The organism is Dactylosporangium sp. NPDC005555, assembly GCF_040605635.1.
In the GTDB taxonomy this organism is placed as follows: domain Bacteria; phylum Actinomycetota; class Actinomycetes; order Mycobacteriales; family Micromonosporaceae; genus Dactylosporangium.
Window position 1 is genome coordinate 1 of sequence record NZ_JBEXDG010000006.1, and the last position, 15,281, is coordinate 15,281.

Sequence of the window (15,281 nt, forward strand, 5' to 3'; positions counted from 1 at the left end):
AACCAACGGCAGGTCAACTGGCACTTCACCACCACCGACGCCCGCACCAAACTCCGCCACCTATACCCAGAAAATTAGACACGACGCTCTACTAGACGGTCTATTCCAAGGGTTCAGTGGTCGTAGGCGATCAGGGATCGCATGACGGGCTGGCCGGTGTGCCAGTTGTGCCAGATCGCGGCGGTCATGGCCAGGAGGCGTTGCAGGATGCGGACGGCCGCGCCCGCAGGGGTGCGGCCGCCGTGCCGTTCAAGGTGGAGTTGGTCTTTGAGGGTTTGGTTGACCGACTCGATGTTCTGGCGGACGGCGTGTAGGAGGGGCCGTCCGGGGCGTGGTGTTTCGTTGCGGGAGGCGGGTCGTATGACGTCGATACCTGTTTCGTTGAGCCAGTTCTCGGTGATGCGGTCGCGGTAGCCCTTGTCCACGATCAGGATGAGTCCGCCGGGGTGGTGGAACATGGCTGGTTGCAGCGAGATCAGGTCGATGAGGTCGTTCCGGAGCGCCGAGGGTTGCGGATCGGGCGCCATGGTCGCCGTACTCGTTGCGCCGCTTCTAGATCTGTTTTGCGGACGGCGCGGGCGGCGGTGAGGACGAGCTCGGCGGTCGCGGCAGCGGCTCGCCGCTGCGATTCGGGCGTGACGCTGGTGTAGGTGTCGGCGGTCAGCACGATGCTGGCGTGGCCGAGCTGGTCCTGGACGGTCTTGAGGTCGGCGTCGGCCTGGTGGGCGAGGGACGCGGCGCCGTGGCGCAGGTCGTGCAGGCGGACCGGCGGCAGGTCAGTCGTGCTGCGGAGACGGCAGAACCGGTGGCCAGCTGCCGTGCCCGCGTTCGACCAGGCGGGGGCAGGTGCGGTTCCGGCGGCGGCCGGCCTGGCCGCTGGCGCTGCAGGTGCAGGACTTGAAGATCACACCACGACTGGCCATGAGACATCTCCACATTGAGCGGGGTCGACTGACACCACCCAGGCTGTGACTCGCGATGCAAGCACGGTCCCGGGTTTACCGAGCTCGCACCTGATGGTGTCAGAAACCGCAGAGCACGTCTTCGTGATCGCTTGATCGAAACCGTGGCTCGCTTGATCACATTTCCGCACATGCCGATGAGCGCGCCGCGTCGCCGCTCCTGCGACAGCGTCGACGCCGCCGGCTCATCGAAGGACGGATCTGGTCATCCCCACGACCAGGACACTCCTTCGATCTCGACCCGAGATCGCATCGGCGCGAACGATGGTCCGCGCCACGCCGGTACGTGCCATCCGGACACCGCCACCGCAGCGCCCTAAACCTGCAGACCTCCGACAACGGGTAACGAAATCGGGGTAGGCGCACCGAGTTCCTTTACCCGTTGTGCGTCACCCGTTGGCAGCGGCCGTGACAACCGGGCCGATGGGTAGCGGGTTGGTCGGCGTGCTCCGATGTGAGGGGGCGTGTCGGTCACCGGTGAGCCGGCCACCGTGGGGTTGGTGTTAAACATTGTTGACACCATGTCAGGACTGCTTTACCTTCGATATGTCAAGTTTCTTTTACATGGGAGCAGGACATGTCCTCCGAAGAGAAGCGCACCTGGATCTATGCCGTCATCGGCGTCGCCGTCCCGGTCGCCTACCTGGCAACCGTCCTGTCCAAGGTGCCGGGCACGGACGTGGCGGGGATCGCCTACGTGAGACCGATGCTCACGGCGATCGGCGTCGGGATCGGCGCGGGCATCGTCCTGTCCATCGTGGCCGCCATGGCCTCGCCCAAGGACGCGGGCCGGACCGACGAACGCGACCGGGAGATCAACCGGCGAGGTGAGTACGTCGGGTTCTACGTCATGAGCATCGCCGCGATCGCGCCGCTGGTCCTGGCGATGGCGGAGGTCGAGCAGTTCTGGATCGCTCATGCGCTCTATCTGGCGTTCGTCCTGGCCGCGGTGACCTCGGCGGTGGTGAAGATCGTCGCGTACCGGCGGGGCTGGTAGCCGTGGGCAAGCCGACCAGAGTCACCAACTCGATCCGGGCGCTGCGCTTCGCCCACGGGGAGATGACGCAGGCGGAGCTGGCCGACCGCATCGGGGTGACCCGCCAGACCGTCATCGCCATCGAACAGTGCCGCTACTCGCCGTCGCTGGAGGTGGCCTTCCAGATCGCGCGGGTGTTCCGGGTGCCGCTCGACGACGTCTTCAGCTACCCCGAAACCGACACCGACCAGTAGCCCCCACAGCCCGACCCGGCGCGCGAGGCATCCGCCTCGCGGCCGGCTCCACGCACCCAAATCAAGGAGCGATCGCGCAATCCCACACCCGGATCGAGAAGGAGCCACGATGCACACGCTCACACGTACCGCCCGCATCACCGGACTGTTCTACCTCGGCAACGCCATCACCGGCGTCCTCGGATTCCTCATCGTCCGCCCGCAGCTCTTCGCAGCCGACGACCCCAATGCGACGCTGGCGAACCTGGCCACGCACGAGTCACTCGCCCGCGCCGGCGTTGCCCTGGAACTGGGCATGGTCGTCACCCAGACCCTCGCCGCCGTCTGGTTCTACCGCCTGTTCCGTACTGCAGACCCCTTTACCGCGAGCGGCATCACCGCCTTCGGCCTGATCAACGCGACCGTGGGCCTCATAAGCGCGGCACTACTGGCCACGGCGGTCGGGATATCGGTCGACCCGGTCGGCGACCCGGCGGCCAACGTCCAGGTCCTGTACCTGATCAGCGACAACCTGTGGGGGGTGGGAGCACTGTTCTTCGGCCTGTGGCTCATCCCCATGGGCTGGTGCGTGCTGCGTTCGGGCTGGATGCCCCGCGTCCTGGGCAGGATCCTCGTCGGCGGCGGGGTCGGGTACGTCCTCAGCGCCTTCATCAGATACCTCGCCCCCGACGCACAGATCGTCGCCGAGGTACTTACGTATCCCGCATCCGTAGGCGAGTTCTGGATGGTCGGCTACCTGCTCATCCGCGGCGTACGCCGGCAGGCACCGGACGAAGCGCCGCCGACCGTTACTGCTGGTTGAGCACGACCGGGATGTCCGGGCAGCTCAGGCACGCAAAGATGCGCAGGGCACCCCACCTGCCGACCATCACGCCGGTCGGTTCCTGCGCGGCGGCCGGCTGCGGATCGTTCGCGGGCCGCCACCGCCTCTCCGTACCGCCGTCGTACTCCTTCGAGTCGATCACCAGGACCAGCGAGGTCGGGCCCTCGCAATGCCGGCACCGCGTGTCACCCCAGGTCCGTCAGGCTCCAGTTCGCGTATCCGCCGACCTTCCATCCCGGCACCATGGCAAGGTCGACATAGGTCTGCCCGTCGTCGTCCTCGTCGGCTCGCTCATCCCAGGCGTCGATCCGCCTGACCAGGCCCATCGGCAGTTCCTGCGGGAACGGATACTCGAGCACCTGCTCCGGATGCAGACGGCACGGGACCTCGATCGAATGGCCCTGCGAATCGGCGTCGAAACCCGAACTGTCAACCATGTCCAGAACGCTGAACCGCCGTACTGCTGGCCAGCGGTACACCGAATTCGGCCGATATACGGCACCAAGGGATCATCGTGGCATCCGGATCTCCCAGAGCGCTCGCTACGCACCGAGGCGATGATCGCCTCGCGGGAACGTATGACCGTGCGCGAGCCTGTCCAGCGAAAAACCATGTTGTGTCGATGATCTGGCGATGTAGCGTTCGCCGAGTGTCCATGCAGGTGTCGGCGCTGCCTCCGGTCATCGACGTTCCACCGCCGATCGGCAGTTCCGCCTGGGATCGAGAGCTCGTGGCGCTCGGTGTCGACCGCGCGACCGTCGACCGGGAGTTGCGGCTGGCGGTCGCCGCCGGAATTGCCGAGCCCGACGGCCACGACGTATACCTCAACGACGCCTCCCCACAGACGGCGGCGGTACTTGTCCTGTTCCATCAGCAGCGTCCGTCGTACTCCGCACTGATGTATCTCCGCTTTGTCTGGGACGGTTCCGGCGGTCGGCTCCGCAGCTGGATCGTGCGCCAGTACGCCGCCATGCTCGTCCACGGCCCCCGTCCGGTCACCGATTCGGCCACGTACGGGCTGACGATCGACTATTTCGAGCATGACAAAGACGCTGCCGCCGTTCTCGCCGCGCTGCTGACACAGGTTCAGGCTGCGCAGTGGGGTGGAATCCTGCGCGCGGCGGGGCCGTTGCCATGGCCGGCGAAGCGGCACCTCTTCCTGACCGCCGCAGAGATGCCGGCACTGCACGCACCGCTCGGGGAGGCGATGGCGGCGTCCTTCTACGGCACGTACGGCGACATCGACGCGCCCGAGGCGGCCGAGCTGCTCCGGCGCATCACCGTTGTCGACGACCGGGTCCGAGCGGCTCTGGTCGAGGCCACAAGCCAGCCGATTGCTGATGCGGTCCGGTTCGGCGATCGTGGTGACCGACGCGCGTTGGGCCTATCCAGACAGCTTTCTGCTGGAGATGACCGCTGCCGGCGGCCAATGGCGTTGGTCCTCGCGATCCGAGCTGGTCGTCGACGGGCAGGCACGCGCCCGGATCGCACACTGGAGCTTTCCGTTCCGGCCCGAACTCGAGCACCTCACGCTGCCTGGCCGGACGCTGGACAAGCCGCAGCTGCACCGGATCGAAGGACCCCAGAACGACCCGCAGAACTTCGTCGACCGGGAACTCGAACTGTGGCCGGCCGGGCTGCGGGAGTACCTATCCCAGCACCGTTGAGCCGATCGGCAGCACATCCCGCCGCGCCGATGGGCGGACGATCTCAGTTGGCAGTGGTGAACCCAAACACCGCTTGATCGGGTGCCTGCACATGCCGCTGGTCGGGCGCTCTGCCTTCGACGGTCAGCGACTGGGCTGAGCGGCATTGACGCGCTCGCCGGTGTCCGACAAGCGAAGGTACGTTCCCCGAGACCTGTGCTGACGCAGGACCGTCACGATAGCTTCGATGGCCTGTGCACGCGGGATTGAGGCGTCGACCTCGACGTCGAGATTGCTTCCGGACACACCGACACCCGCACCTACGACCTCGAAGCCGTCCAGCTCATCCAAGGCATCTTCGAGGTCGTCGCGATCGACGGGGAGTTCGCTGGGGAAGTAGATGTCGATGTACACGCGCCCATTCTCTTCGACCCACCGCCAGGCGTCTGGCCACTCATCCGATCAACTCACTTCCGGCCACGCGATCGGCTTGGCCAGTTTGATCGGCTGCGCGGTAGCCGCCGACCGGGCGCTGCTTGCATCTGCCGTGGAGGTCGGATTCGTGTGGAAGGCGTCGCTGCTGGTGGATCACATCACCCGGTGACGCACGCCAGGCGGTACAGCTACGTTGGTCCGCCCGAGCTGCGCGACCGACTGGTGAGGGTGGACACGGTAGGTGTCGATACGGCTGCCACCCTCGCGCGCTGGCTCGCTGGGCGCGACCGCGGTGAGCTCGTCGAGCCGTTCACCTTCGTCGTGGCGCTCGACGGCGACCTCAGGTTGGCGCCCCGGCGCTCCGAGCATGTCGCACTGGCCGCCGGACACGATGTCCTCGCGGCCGGCGAGATTGCGTTCGCCCCCACCGCCGCCGGCTGGCACGTTGTCGAGGTGACCAACCAGTCCACCGGCTACTGCCCCGATCCGGACTCCTGGCCAGCGGTTGGCGAAGCGCTCGACCGCATCGACGTACAGCATCCAGATGACTTCACCGACAAGGTCATATTCCGGTGCTGCCCGGCCTGCCGCCAACGCAACGTCGTGCGGGACAACGACTTCGCCTGTGCCCAGTGCGACAGCGCCCTACCTATGCAATGGAACTTCGCGTCGAACTGATCGTCCACAATCCGCGGCATGCGAATCTGTCGCCGACCTTGCGCAACACCGCGCCACCAGGCGGACGACTTGATCAGCTGCACGCTATTTTCCAAGGTCAACTTTGGATCGATGGCAACGCCGGCACCCTGTCGCTGGCGCGGCGGTGACAGAATCGTGCGTCTATGGAACCGAGCAGGGTCCTCGCCGCGCTCGCCGACCTCGCCCCGGCCGGCCGGGAGCGCACGTTCGACGTCGCCAAGGGCGAACAGCCGATCGCCTGGCTCGACGACCCGGACCGGGCGCCGCGCAACCGCACCGTCGACCGGCTCGCCGCCCTCGACGCCCTGCACCGCGACGAGCGGATCCTCCGTCGGGGCTGGGCCTGGCTGCTCGGGGTCGCCGACATCGACGGCGCGATCCGCAAGCTACGGCTGCCGCTGATCGCCGAGCCGGTGCGGCTGGAGCGGACCGGCCGCGGCTACCGGGTGGTGCCCGCCGGCGACCTCGAGCTGACCCCGCTGGTCACCGACCGTGACCTCGCCGCCGTTCTGGAGTCCGCGCCCGGGCTGGGCACCGCCGCCTGGCTCAACACCACCGGCACGGCCGCCTGGGTCGCCACCGCCGCCGAGGCAGCCGGGCTGAAACCGGACCGGCTCGCCAACGACGACACGCCGATCAGCCGGCTGCCCGACGACGAGTTGGTCGGGCAGGCCGTTGCCGCCCTCTACGTGGTCCGCGACGTCTCCTCCGCCGGGCTGCGCGACACGCTGCGCGCCTGGGCGGCCCGCACCGGCCTGGACGCCACGGCGCTGGCCGTGGTGTACGGCGACGGCGCCGACGTTCCAGACATGTCTGACATGTCGCCCATGACTCGGGTCACGTCGCCGCTGCCCCTCAACGCCGCGCAGCGGGAGGTCGTCCGGCGGACCCGGTCCGAGCGGGTCGTCGTCGTGTCCGGCCCGCCCGGCAACGGAAAGAGCCATGCCGTCGTCGCCGCGGCGCTGGACACGGTGTACCGCGGCGGTTCGGTGCTCGTGGCCACCCAGGCCGCGCACGCCGCCGAAGTGCTCGGCGAACTGCTCGCCCGCTATCCGGGCCCGGAGCCGGTGCTGTTCGGCAACGCCGAGCGCCGCAACCGGTTCGCGGTGTCCCTGGCCTCCGGCCGGCCGGACGGCGTGAAGGCCCGCCAGCTGCACGCCGACCGGGAAGCCGTCGCCGCCGCGGCGGCCGGCGTGCACGCCGTCGAGCAAGGGCTCGCCGCGGCCCTCGACCTGGAGTGCCGGGCGGCGACCATGGCCACCTGGGAGCCGCTGCTGGCGGGCCTGCGCCTCGAAGCGCCGAGGGTTTTCGCGGACGGGTTCGACGTACCGAAGGCGAGGAGGCTGCTGCAGGGCGGTCTGGCCCGGCGGTGGCGGCTGCGCCGGCTGGCCGGGGTTGGGCAGGACCAGCTGCCGCCCGTGCTCGAGGCACTCGAGGCCGACCGAGCCGCTGCCGTCCTCGCGGTCGGCGGCGGCACCGACCTGGGCGCGTCCTGGGCCGCGCTCGTGGCCGCCGACGAGCGCCTGGCCAGGGCCGTCGGCGCCGCCATGCACAACGCCGCGGCCAGCGCCGGCCTCCGGCAGGGTCTCCGTGATCGTCCGGCGGGCTGCCGCTGAGAACTTCACCGCATAGGTCACTGCGATGTGCGCCTACGGGCGGCGAACTCGGCCACGACGTCGTCCAGGTCATGCACTCGGCCGGCGGCGATGTCGGCGGTTCCCTCGATGAGGCCCGCCAGGGCGGCCGGGTCGCTGAGGACCGCGACGGTCTCCTCCAGGGCCGCCAGGTCGTCGGCGGACATCAGTACCGCCGCAGGTCGCCCGTAGACGGTGATCTCGATGCGCTCGGACGGATGCAAGGGGCGGCCGTCGACGCGGGTGAATACATACCCGGTGTCCTGCCAGGCTCGACCGGCGGCGAGTCGTTCGAGGCGTTGCCTGCGGGCGTGCTCGCGGAGCGCTTGGACGGTGTGCCGGTCCAGTGCGACGACGCGGCGGCTGGCGGCGTTTTTCGGCGGCCCTTGGAGGATCTTGTGGCCGATGCAGGTGAGTTGCTGGGCGATGGTCATCGTGCCGTGTTCGAGGTCGACGTCGCACCACCGTAGCCCGGCGGCGTCGCCGCGGCGGAGCCCGCGTAGGGCGATGAGCCACCACATCGCGAAGAGCCGGTCGGCGGCAACTCGGTTCAGGAACGTGGCGAGGTGCTCGGCGGTCCAGACGGCGACCTTCTCCCGAACGCCCTCCCGCCGCCACACCTCGACCCGCTGCGGTGTCCGCACGACGGCGTGTGACCGGGACCGGCTGGGCAGTTCGATTCGGCGGGCGGGGTTGTCGCTGATCATGTCGTTGCGGACGGCGGCGTTGAGCGCGCCGCGCAGCGTGGCCTGGATGCGGTGCAGCGTCGCCGGCGCGAGCGGCTCCCCGGAGCGCGTCGTGTGTTTCGCGAGGTCGGCGAACATGACGGTCAGGTGCCGGACGGTGACCTCCGCCAGGCGGAGCTTGCCCAGGTGCGGGATGAGGTAATGCTCGATGTGCTGGGTGTAGACCCGCAGCGTGGTCGGCCGGATGGATGTGCGGGTGGTCAGCCGGTACCGCAACCACCGCTCGACGGTCCACCGCTGCCCGGTGAACCGTTCCAGGGACTGGTCGAGCATGTCGTCGCGGGCTCGGGTGGCGGCGGCCTGGGACGGGAACCCGCTGCGGCGTACCTGGGTGGAGCGGCCACGGATGTCGCGGACGCGGCAGTCGAACTGCCAACTGCCGTGCCCGCGCTCGGTCAGCCGCGAGCAGGTGCGGTTGCGCGCCGGCCGGGTCGACCGTCGAGGTCGCAGGTGCAGGACTTGAAGATCACGCCGCGGCTGGCCATGATGCACCTCCACGCTGAGCAGGTCACGAGCCGTCACCTCCAGGTTGCGCCTCCACGGCTCGACTCGCCGAACCTGCACCCGGCGCAACATTCTCCCGTTCGTGGCTGTGGCCTGCGGGAGTGTAGCCACCTGACCAGCAAGTTCGTGTGCCCCGCTGACGCTCGTTGCGGCCCGCTACGGCGGGCCGAGGGTGATGGTCCTGTCGCTCGGGGCGCCGACGGCCGTGGTCCTGGTCACCGTGCCGTCGCGGGTCAGGGTGCGCACCTCGCCGTCCCGGCCGGTGAGCAGCACGTCGTCGCTCACCCACACGGCGGCGAACGGGAACTCCACCCGCTGCCCGGTGAGCACGTCGAACCGCCACCAGTTGGTCGTCGTACCGTTCGGACCGTCCGACTCTCCGGGTTCGGGACCGGCGACGACGTACCGCCCGTCGGGCGACCAGGCGAACGGCCCGGCCGGCATCGCGGTCACCGGCAGCGACCTGGTGGGCTCGCCGGTCTCGGCGTCGAACAGCTGCAGGCCGGTGACCTGCTCCAGGGCAGCACCTTCCGAGCGGTAGGCGACGGCCATGACGATCTCCTTGCCGTCCCGCGTCCAGGTGAAGAAGCACCGGCTGCAGGGGTACCTGTCCGCGTCGATCCACTGCGTGCGCACCTTGCCCGTGCGGGCGTCGATCACCCCGAAGCCGACCTTGAACGGATCCTTCCGGGTCAGCCCGCCGACGAGCCGGTCGCCGGTCGGTGACCAGCTGTACGTGCCGATGAAGCCGGACGGCTCGACGGTCACCGGGTGGCCGCCACGCACGTCCGTCACCTTGGCCTCGCTCGGACCGGGCGTGACCAGGAGCCGGTCGCCGGTCGGGGCCGGCTGGCCCTGGTTGCGCACGGAGATGTACCGGCCGCTGGACCGCTCCAGCACCTGGTCCCCCTTCTCGATGACGACCCAGCCTCCGGGCAGTCCACCGGGGGTCGTGGGGGTCGGCACCTGCGTGGTCAGCCGGGCCTGCGGCCGGCTCGATCCGGCGGCCGCGGGTGGCGGGGCGACGACGCCGGGGCGGGACAGGACCGCCCAGGGCAGCACGACGGCGATCACCGCCAGGACCGCGCCGCCGGTCGCGGCCAGCCTGCGGTTGCGCCGGATGCGCCGGCCCTTGACCATGCTGCGCGCGGCGAGCCCGGCGGACGGCCCGCGCAGCTCGCCGGACATCTCGTCGATCGTCTCGTGGAGCAGCTCTTCGAAGCGCATCAGTGCCGTCCTTCCACGAAATCTTCGCTCCAGTCGAGCTGCGGCACGAGCTCGCGCAGCTTGGCCAGCCCCCGCGAGGCATGGCTGGCCACCGTGCCCCGGCGGCAGGAGAGGATCTCCGCGGTCTCCTCGACGCTGCGGTCCTCGAAGTACCGCAGGATCAGCACCGCCCGCTGCCGGGGTGGCAGCGTCTGCAACGCGTCGCGCAGCAGCAGCCGCAGCGCGATGTCGGCCTCCAGGTATCGGGAAGCGGCCCGCTCCGGCGGCTCCGCCACCGACACCTCGGCCTGCCGGCGCCGGCTGCGCCACCCGGACGCGAACTCGTTGTAGATCATGCGCCGCAGGTAGGGCTCCGGCTCGTCGATCCGCCGCCACCGTGCGAACGCCTTCGCCAGGGCGGTCTGCACGAGGTCCTCAGCGGCGTGCCGGTCGCCGGTCAGCGCGTACGCCGTCTTCAGCAACGCATGCGCGCGCTGCTCGACGAAGGCCGAGAACTCGGCCTCCAGTGAGTTCTGCACGACGGGTACCTCCTTCACCCCCCTCAGACGCCAGGAGTGCCGGAAACTTTGCACTCAATCCGCACCGGGTGTCCGGACCCAGGCGGGCAGCGGCTCACGCTGGGTGCGCCAGGCCGCGGGGATCGCGTCCCGGCCGATCGCCGCGGCCACCACCCCACCGACGATCGCTGCCGTGGTGTCGACGTCGCCGCCGGCCGCCACGCAGGTCAGGATCGCCGCCCGGTAGTCGGCGAGGTGGGTCGCGGCCGCCCACAACGCGAACGGCACCGTGTCCTGCGCCAGCACCCGCGACCCGTTGCCCAGGACGTACGCCGCCTCGGCGACCCCGGCCCCGAGCATCCCCCGGGCCCGCTCCAGCCCTCGTTTGACCTGGCTTTCCACCTGGTACGCGAGTCCTCCGCGGTTGCTCCGTGGTTGCTCGGATGTTCACCAACCTGGACGGACGCACACGGACGGAAAAGGAAAAGCCCCCGAGGTGCCACCTCGGGGGTTTGCTACGCAGCGTCAACAGCGCCTGGATCAGTGCGGATGTACCGGGACAGTTATAGACTCAACACGGACGATGCTCCGTTACCGTCTGAAATCATATAAATATGTAAAATTCGGACTTTTAATCCGTAGGTTCAGGGTTCGAGTCCCTGGCGGCCCACAACCCCGCCCCGCAGCCCCCATGCGCCGCGAGCGGCGCACTGCCTGCGCTTCGGGCGGCAGCTTCTGCGCTTCCGCGAACCCATCCCAGTGGCTCGGGTCCTTCGCCGGCCCGACGATGCACTAGACCGACGCGGCGAAGCCCTGGCATCGTCTTGCTGCCGGGGGTTCTGTTTCGTCCGGCGACAACGCCGGTGAGGGCGTCGCCGGAGCTCCTCGATGGCCTCGTTCAGGCGGCGGGCGTTGGCGGGGCTGGCCATCAGGTACGCCGTCTCCTTCAGTGACTCGTACTCACGCAGCGAGATGATGACTGCGGACTCCTGGCCGGAACGGGTGATCACGACCTCTTCCGCGTCGTCCACCACGTGGTCGAGCATCTTGGCGAGGTTCTGCCGAACCTCCGAGTAGCTGACCGTGCGCATGGCACCCCCGAACCTGGACCGAAACCGACGTACAGAAAGTTTGCGCCGAACCCGTCAGTGGTACACCGGATCACTGTCCGCCGGATCGTAGGCAGTCGTTGCGGGTACGCCAGGAGACGGCGGCCAGCCAGCTGGAGATGACGATAGCGCCGAAGGCGAAGCGCAGGCTTGCGGATTCCTCGCTCCACGGCAGCGCCGTGAGGATGAACGCGGCGGCGCTGCTGGCGTAGCTGTGGACCATCCACGCGCGGCGACCCTGGCGGGCGTACCGCCGGGCGAACACGAGGCCGGCCACGATCAGGGACATGAACGCCATGGCGCCGAAGACGGTGTGCAGGGTGTTGCTCGTGCTCAGGTGCTCGGGCAGCCCGGCGGGGGCGCCGGAGGGCCAGCCGAACGCGGGGTCGGGGGTGAAGATCCCGCCGCCGATCATCCCGATGCCGTACGTGCCGATCAGGGCGGGGCCTGCCCAGCCGGGCCTCAGCGCTCGCCGCAGTCCGACGGCGAATGCGAGCGCCAGCAGGCCGGTGAGCACGAAGGTGGTCACCTGCAGCCAGCCGAGGTCACCCAGGGTGAGAGCGCTCAGTGCATGCCGGCGCAGGTCGAATCCCGGGCGGGTGAATGCTTGCGCGAACGAGCCGCCGAGGAAGACGAACCCCGCGATCGCGCCGCAGTTCACCAGGTGCACGTTGCTGGGGCGGTGGATGGCCGTCATGGCGTGGATCTCTCCTGGAGGTCGGGTGAAGTTGCCTTTCCGCATGACTACGAACGGGACGCGGTCGGATGGACATCCGGTCCGGCCGCCGCAGCGGGAAGCCGGACGTTCCAACCGCGCGCGACGTCGACCGTGCGGCAAAGCTCCGGGAGAAGTCAGGGTCCGTACGACAGGGGAAGTAGCGGGGTCTGCGACGCTCGGGGAACGACCCGGCCGGGGAAATGCGGCACGCTCCACAGCTATGAAGTTCACGCCGCGGTGGCGGAAGGCGGTCCTGACCCTGCACGTGGTCACGGCGGTGGGGTGGCTGGGGACCGACCTGGTGCTGCTGACGTTCGGGATCGCGGGGCTGAGCGGGGGCGCCGGCAAGGACGTGGTCTACCCGGCGATGCGGATCGTCGGGACGGCGTTGTTCGTGCCGTTGACCTACCTGGTGTGGGTGGTCGGGGTGGTCAACGCGGTCGGGACGCCGTGGGGGCTGCTGAAGTGGTGGTGGGTGGCGGTGAAGCTCGGCATCGTCACGGTGATGCTGTTCCTCGTGACGTTCCTGCTGTACCCGGGGCTGCAAAAGGCGGGAGAACAAGGCGAGGCCCTTCCCCGCAGGGACCAGATCAACCTGGTGGTGGCGCCGAGTGTGTCATCGACGCTGCTGGTGCTGTCGACGGTGCTGTCGACGTATAAGCCGTGGGGGCGGAGAGTCCGGACAGCGCGGTGACGCCCCAGCAGGCGGCGCTCGCGCACGACAGCACCGCCATGGCGATCATCACCCGGTCGATCGACGTGCTCAGGTGCCAGTGGATGTCGTACGGCGTGATCAGGTAGATGAAGACGAGGCCGGCGGTGTGGATCGCCGTGACGGCCCACAGCCAGCCGTCGGCGCCGAGGTCGAGGTCGGCGCGGGCCCGGCGCAGGAAGAGGTGGCCGAGCAGGGCGGCGGCGACGGTGAGCAGGACGATCCAGCCGACCCGGCCGGCCATGAAGCCGAGGATCGTCGGCAGCCGGCCGAGGGTGTCGGCGTCGCCGTGCAGGAGGGCGTTGAAGCGGCCGCCGGCGAGGACGTCGGTCTCGGCGCCGAGGAGCCGGGCGGTCACCGACCAGACGGCGGCGACGCCCACCGGGATCCAGAGCGGCCCGGCACGGCGACGGAGCTTCACCGTGCCGACGAGGGCGAGCGCGACCACGAGGCTGAGGCCCTCGTTCTTCATGAGCGCGGCCGAGGACGCCAGGAACAGGGCGAGGGGCAGCAGGCCGGCGAACGGCCGGGCGAAGAACAGCAGCACGGCACCGGCGGCGAAGGCGCACGCGCACATGGCGTCGCTGAAGCCGGCGGTCGGGATGATCCAGAGCGGGGTCCAGGCGGCGTACCCGGTGGCGATCGCGGCGGGCCAGGACAGCAGCGCGTGACCGCGGGCGGTGGCGACGCGGACGGCGTGGACGAGCATGGCGATCGCGGAGAGGGTCAGGAAGCCGGTGACGAACGCGGCCGGGTAGAAGTCGCGGATGTCCAGCACCTGCCAGGCGAGCGCGACGGGCGCCGACGCGAGGGGCGGGTAGTCGGGGTGGCTGAAGGTGAGGACGGGGTTGCCGATCGCCGAGCGCGCGAAGTCGCCGCCCTGCGTGAAGTACCCGGCGTGCAGCCACCAGATGAGGTGGGTGTCCCAGGTGACGGGCTCGGAGCCGAGGCGCAGCATCGGCGGCACGAGGGGCAGGGTGGTCAGCGCCGCGTCGCGCCAGCCGCTGGACGGCAGCCTGGGCCGGTCGCGCAGCCGCCACGCGAGGACGCCGGTCAGCAGGTACACGGGGACGAACCAGACCATGAGCGGCCCGGTGAAGGCGAGCATGAGCAGCACGGCCGCGGTGGCGACGGCGGCGCCGGCGATGGGGGCGAGCACGAGCGCCAAGGGCACGGCGCGGGTCAGCGCGTAGGCGAGCGGCAGGCCGGCGACGACGAGGATGAGGACCGCCAGCACGGTGGTGATCATGCGGTCACCGGCTTGCGGGTCAGCAGCCGGACGCCGTGCGGCGCGGCCGGGTCCTCCTGCAGGTAGATCTCGAGATCGGGCTTGTCCTCGGGCGCGACGACGAAGACGCCGTGCATGTAGGCGAACTCGACGAGGCGCAGCTGCAGGTCGACGACCTTCTCCACGACCACGATCCTCGTGCCGGCCGGGACCTGGCGGTGCAGCTCGCGGCTCAGGTATTCGAGCTTCTCGCGATACACCCGGGTCACGTTCTGCTCGCCGGCGGCGCGCACGGTGTCCACGCCGACGCGGGTGGAGTAGACGGTGGGGCGCATCGCCTGCAGCAGTGCCGCCGCGCAGAGCGCGGCGACGAGGAGCCGCACGGCTGTTCGAGGAGTGGGCAACCGCATCGCCCCACCCTAAAAGAAGCACCTTGATCGTTTTGCCATCGGGCCGAATTGGCGGGCAATAGGGTCGGATCGACGAAGGGACATTGTGATGGCTTCTCGGCTCAACCCGTATCTCAGCTTCCGCGGCAACGCCCGCCAGGCGATGGAGTTCTACCAGGGCGTGTTCGGCGGCACGCTGCGGCTCAGCACGTTCGGCGAGTTCAACCCAGACGCCGGGCCGATCGCGGACCAGATCATGCACGGCCAGCTGGAGACCCCGAGCGGCTACACCGTCATGGGCTCGGACACGCCGCCGGAGATGGCGCACAACCCCGGCGACACCATCACGGTCAGCCTCAGCGGCGACGACAGTGCGGAGCTGCACGGGTACTGGGACAAGCTGTCGGCCGGCGGCCGGGTCAACGTCCCGCTGGAGAAGCAGATGTGGGGCGACGAGTTCGGCAGCTGCGTCGACCGGTTCGGCGTCCCGTGGATGGTGAACATCGGCCAGCCCTCGTAAAACCTGCAAAACCGACAAAGCGGCGGGATCTCGATGGAGATCGCGCCGCTTTTGCGTGGGAAGGGCGCCGCAACGATGGCGTCAGTTTTGTGCAACAAACCGACAAGCCGCCGACAATTCTGACTCTGTGCTTGCGTAAATATCTCGCAGGACCTTGTGGAGCGCGGGACGAGGGTCCTAAGGTCACCTCACCCTCATCCTC

At 69.3% G+C, this 15,281-nt stretch carries 19 protein-coding genes, 1 tRNA gene and 2 pseudogenes; 9 read left to right on the top strand and 13 right to left on the bottom strand.

The features are described 5' to 3' along the window. Positions 1 to 113 precede the first annotated feature (113 nt). Together ABZS58_RS08850 and ABZS58_RS08855 are read right to left on the bottom strand one after the other, a co-directional pair. Positions 114 to 527 carry a transposase gene (locus tag ABZS58_RS08850; protein ID WP_354779191.1) on the bottom strand — a complete coding sequence of 138 codons (414 nt, stop codon included), beginning with the start codon at positions 525 to 527 and terminating at the stop codon, positions 114 to 116. Further along, a pseudogene (locus ABZS58_RS08855) lies at positions 476 to 805 on the bottom strand (tyrosine-type recombinase/integrase); the annotation flags it as partial. The pseudogene ABZS58_RS08855 and the gene ABZS58_RS08850, both read right to left, overlap by 52 nt. A 734-nt stretch (positions 806 to 1,539) precedes the next feature. On the opposite strand from ABZS58_RS08855, the gene ABZS58_RS08860 reads away from it, so the two are divergent. The 3 genes from ABZS58_RS08860 (at position 1,540) to ABZS58_RS08870 (ending at position 2,994) form a co-directional block, all read left to right on the top strand. After that, the gene (locus ABZS58_RS08860) at positions 1,540 to 1,959 is read left to right on the top strand and encodes a hypothetical protein (RefSeq protein ID WP_354779193.1); all 420 of its coding nucleotides are present in this window, start codon (positions 1,540 to 1,542) and stop codon (positions 1,957 to 1,959) included. 32 nt (positions 1,960 to 1,991) lie between these two features. After that, positions 1,992 to 2,192 (top strand): helix-turn-helix transcriptional regulator, encoded by a 201-nt coding sequence (locus ABZS58_RS08865; protein WP_354779691.1) that lies wholly within the window; start codon positions 1,992 to 1,994, stop codon positions 2,190 to 2,192. A gap of 109 nt (positions 2,193 to 2,301) precedes the next feature. Continuing rightward, positions 2,302 to 2,994 (top strand): DUF4386 domain-containing protein, encoded by a 693-nt coding sequence (locus ABZS58_RS08870; protein WP_354779195.1) that lies wholly within the window; start codon positions 2,302 to 2,304, stop codon positions 2,992 to 2,994. Here ABZS58_RS08870 and ABZS58_RS08875 read toward each other — a convergent pair. Next, positions 2,981 to 3,157 carry a hypothetical protein gene (locus ABZS58_RS08875; RefSeq protein ID WP_354779197.1) on the bottom strand — a complete coding sequence of 59 codons (177 nt, stop codon included), beginning with the start codon at positions 3,155 to 3,157 and terminating at the stop codon, positions 2,981 to 2,983. The two genes, ABZS58_RS08870 and ABZS58_RS08875, sit on opposite strands and share 14 nt — an antisense overlap. A 43-nt stretch (positions 3,158 to 3,200) precedes the next feature. Further along, the gene (locus ABZS58_RS08880; RefSeq protein ID WP_354779199.1) at positions 3,201 to 3,452 is read right to left on the bottom strand and encodes a hypothetical protein; all 252 of its coding nucleotides are present in this window, start codon (positions 3,450 to 3,452) and stop codon (positions 3,201 to 3,203) included. 212 nt (positions 3,453 to 3,664) lie between these two features. Between ABZS58_RS08880 and ABZS58_RS08885 the strand changes: the two genes are divergently transcribed. Continuing rightward, a complete protein-coding gene (locus ABZS58_RS08885) occupies positions 3,665 to 4,759 on the top strand; it encodes a hypothetical protein (RefSeq protein ID WP_354779201.1) in 1,095 nt (364 codons plus the stop codon). A gap of 46 nt (positions 4,760 to 4,805) precedes the next feature. Here ABZS58_RS08885 and ABZS58_RS08890 read toward each other — a convergent pair whose 3' ends face one another. Further along, on the bottom strand, positions 4,806 to 5,075 hold the full coding sequence (locus ABZS58_RS08890) for a hypothetical protein (protein ID WP_354779203.1): 270 nt from the start codon (positions 5,073 to 5,075) through the stop codon (positions 4,806 to 4,808). Positions 5,076 to 5,261: 186 nt separating this feature from the next. On the opposite strand from ABZS58_RS08890, the gene ABZS58_RS08895 reads away from it, so the two are divergent. Further along, positions 5,262 to 5,774, top strand: a complete 513-nt coding sequence (locus ABZS58_RS08895) for a hypothetical protein (RefSeq protein ID WP_354779205.1) — start codon at positions 5,262 to 5,264, stop codon at positions 5,772 to 5,774. A gap of 164 nt (positions 5,775 to 5,938) precedes the next feature. Next, positions 5,939 to 7,411 (top strand): AAA family ATPase, encoded by a 1,473-nt coding sequence (locus ABZS58_RS08900; protein ID WP_354779207.1) that lies wholly within the window; start codon positions 5,939 to 5,941, stop codon positions 7,409 to 7,411. Positions 7,412 to 7,428: 17 nt separating this feature from the next. On the opposite strand, the gene ABZS58_RS08905 is transcribed toward ABZS58_RS08900, so the two are convergent. The 4 genes from ABZS58_RS08905 to ABZS58_RS08920 form a co-directional block, all read right to left on the bottom strand. After that, positions 7,429 to 8,739, bottom strand: coding sequence for a type II toxin-antitoxin system prevent-host-death family antitoxin (locus tag ABZS58_RS08905; RefSeq protein WP_354779209.1), 1,311 nt, complete (start codon positions 8,737 to 8,739; stop codon positions 7,429 to 7,431). A 96-nt stretch (positions 8,740 to 8,835) separates the two neighbouring features. After that, on the bottom strand, positions 8,836 to 9,906 hold the full coding sequence (locus ABZS58_RS08910; protein WP_354779211.1) for a hypothetical protein: 1,071 nt from the start codon (positions 9,904 to 9,906) through the stop codon (positions 8,836 to 8,838). After that, the gene (locus tag ABZS58_RS08915; RefSeq protein ID WP_354779213.1) at positions 9,906 to 10,424 is read right to left on the bottom strand and encodes a SigE family RNA polymerase sigma factor; all 519 of its coding nucleotides are present in this window, start codon (positions 10,422 to 10,424) and stop codon (positions 9,906 to 9,908) included. Before ABZS58_RS08915 ends, ABZS58_RS08910 begins: the two co-directional genes overlap by 1 nt. Before the next feature lie 54 nt (positions 10,425 to 10,478). Next, complete coding sequence (locus ABZS58_RS08920) at positions 10,479 to 10,805, bottom strand: ADP-ribosylglycohydrolase family protein (RefSeq protein WP_354779215.1); 327 nt, start codon at positions 10,803 to 10,805, stop codon at positions 10,479 to 10,481. Between the two features lie 204 nt (positions 10,806 to 11,009). Between ABZS58_RS08920 and ABZS58_RS08925 the strand changes: the two genes are divergently transcribed. Beyond that, positions 11,010 to 11,073 (top strand) — tRNA-Lys (locus ABZS58_RS08925). Between the two features lie 208 nt (positions 11,074 to 11,281). On the opposite strand, the pseudogene ABZS58_RS08930 reads toward ABZS58_RS08925, so the two are convergent. Continuing rightward, a pseudogene (locus ABZS58_RS08930) lies at positions 11,282 to 11,494 on the bottom strand (type II toxin-antitoxin system prevent-host-death family antitoxin); the annotation flags it as partial. A gap of 70 nt (positions 11,495 to 11,564) precedes the next feature. Then, positions 11,565 to 12,209: a DUF998 domain-containing protein gene (locus tag ABZS58_RS08935; protein ID WP_354779216.1), complete on the bottom strand. Its 645-nt coding sequence runs from the start codon at positions 12,207 to 12,209 to the stop codon at positions 11,565 to 11,567. 241 nt (positions 12,210 to 12,450) lie between these two features. Between ABZS58_RS08935 and ABZS58_RS08940 the strand changes: the two genes are divergently transcribed. Next, a complete protein-coding gene (locus tag ABZS58_RS08940; protein ID WP_354779218.1) occupies positions 12,451 to 12,924 on the top strand; it encodes a hypothetical protein in 474 nt (157 codons plus the stop codon). On the opposite strand, the gene ABZS58_RS08945 is transcribed toward ABZS58_RS08940, so the two are convergent. Together ABZS58_RS08945 and ABZS58_RS08950 are read right to left on the bottom strand one after the other, a co-directional pair. After that, positions 12,821 to 14,191 (bottom strand): hypothetical protein, encoded by a 1,371-nt coding sequence (locus ABZS58_RS08945; protein WP_354779220.1) that lies wholly within the window; start codon positions 14,189 to 14,191, stop codon positions 12,821 to 12,823. The genes ABZS58_RS08940 and ABZS58_RS08945 overlap by 104 nt on opposite strands. Beyond that, positions 14,188 to 14,580, bottom strand: a complete 393-nt coding sequence (locus ABZS58_RS08950; protein ID WP_354779222.1) for a hypothetical protein — start codon at positions 14,578 to 14,580, stop codon at positions 14,188 to 14,190. The genes ABZS58_RS08945 and ABZS58_RS08950 overlap by 4 nt, the downstream gene beginning before the upstream one ends. An 88-nt stretch (positions 14,581 to 14,668) precedes the next feature. On the opposite strand from ABZS58_RS08950, the gene ABZS58_RS08955 reads away from it, so the two are divergent. Further along, on the top strand, positions 14,669 to 15,079 hold the full coding sequence (locus ABZS58_RS08955) for a VOC family protein (RefSeq protein ID WP_354779224.1): 411 nt from the start codon (positions 14,669 to 14,671) through the stop codon (positions 15,077 to 15,079). The last annotated feature ends 202 nt before the right edge of the window (positions 15,080 to 15,281 follow it).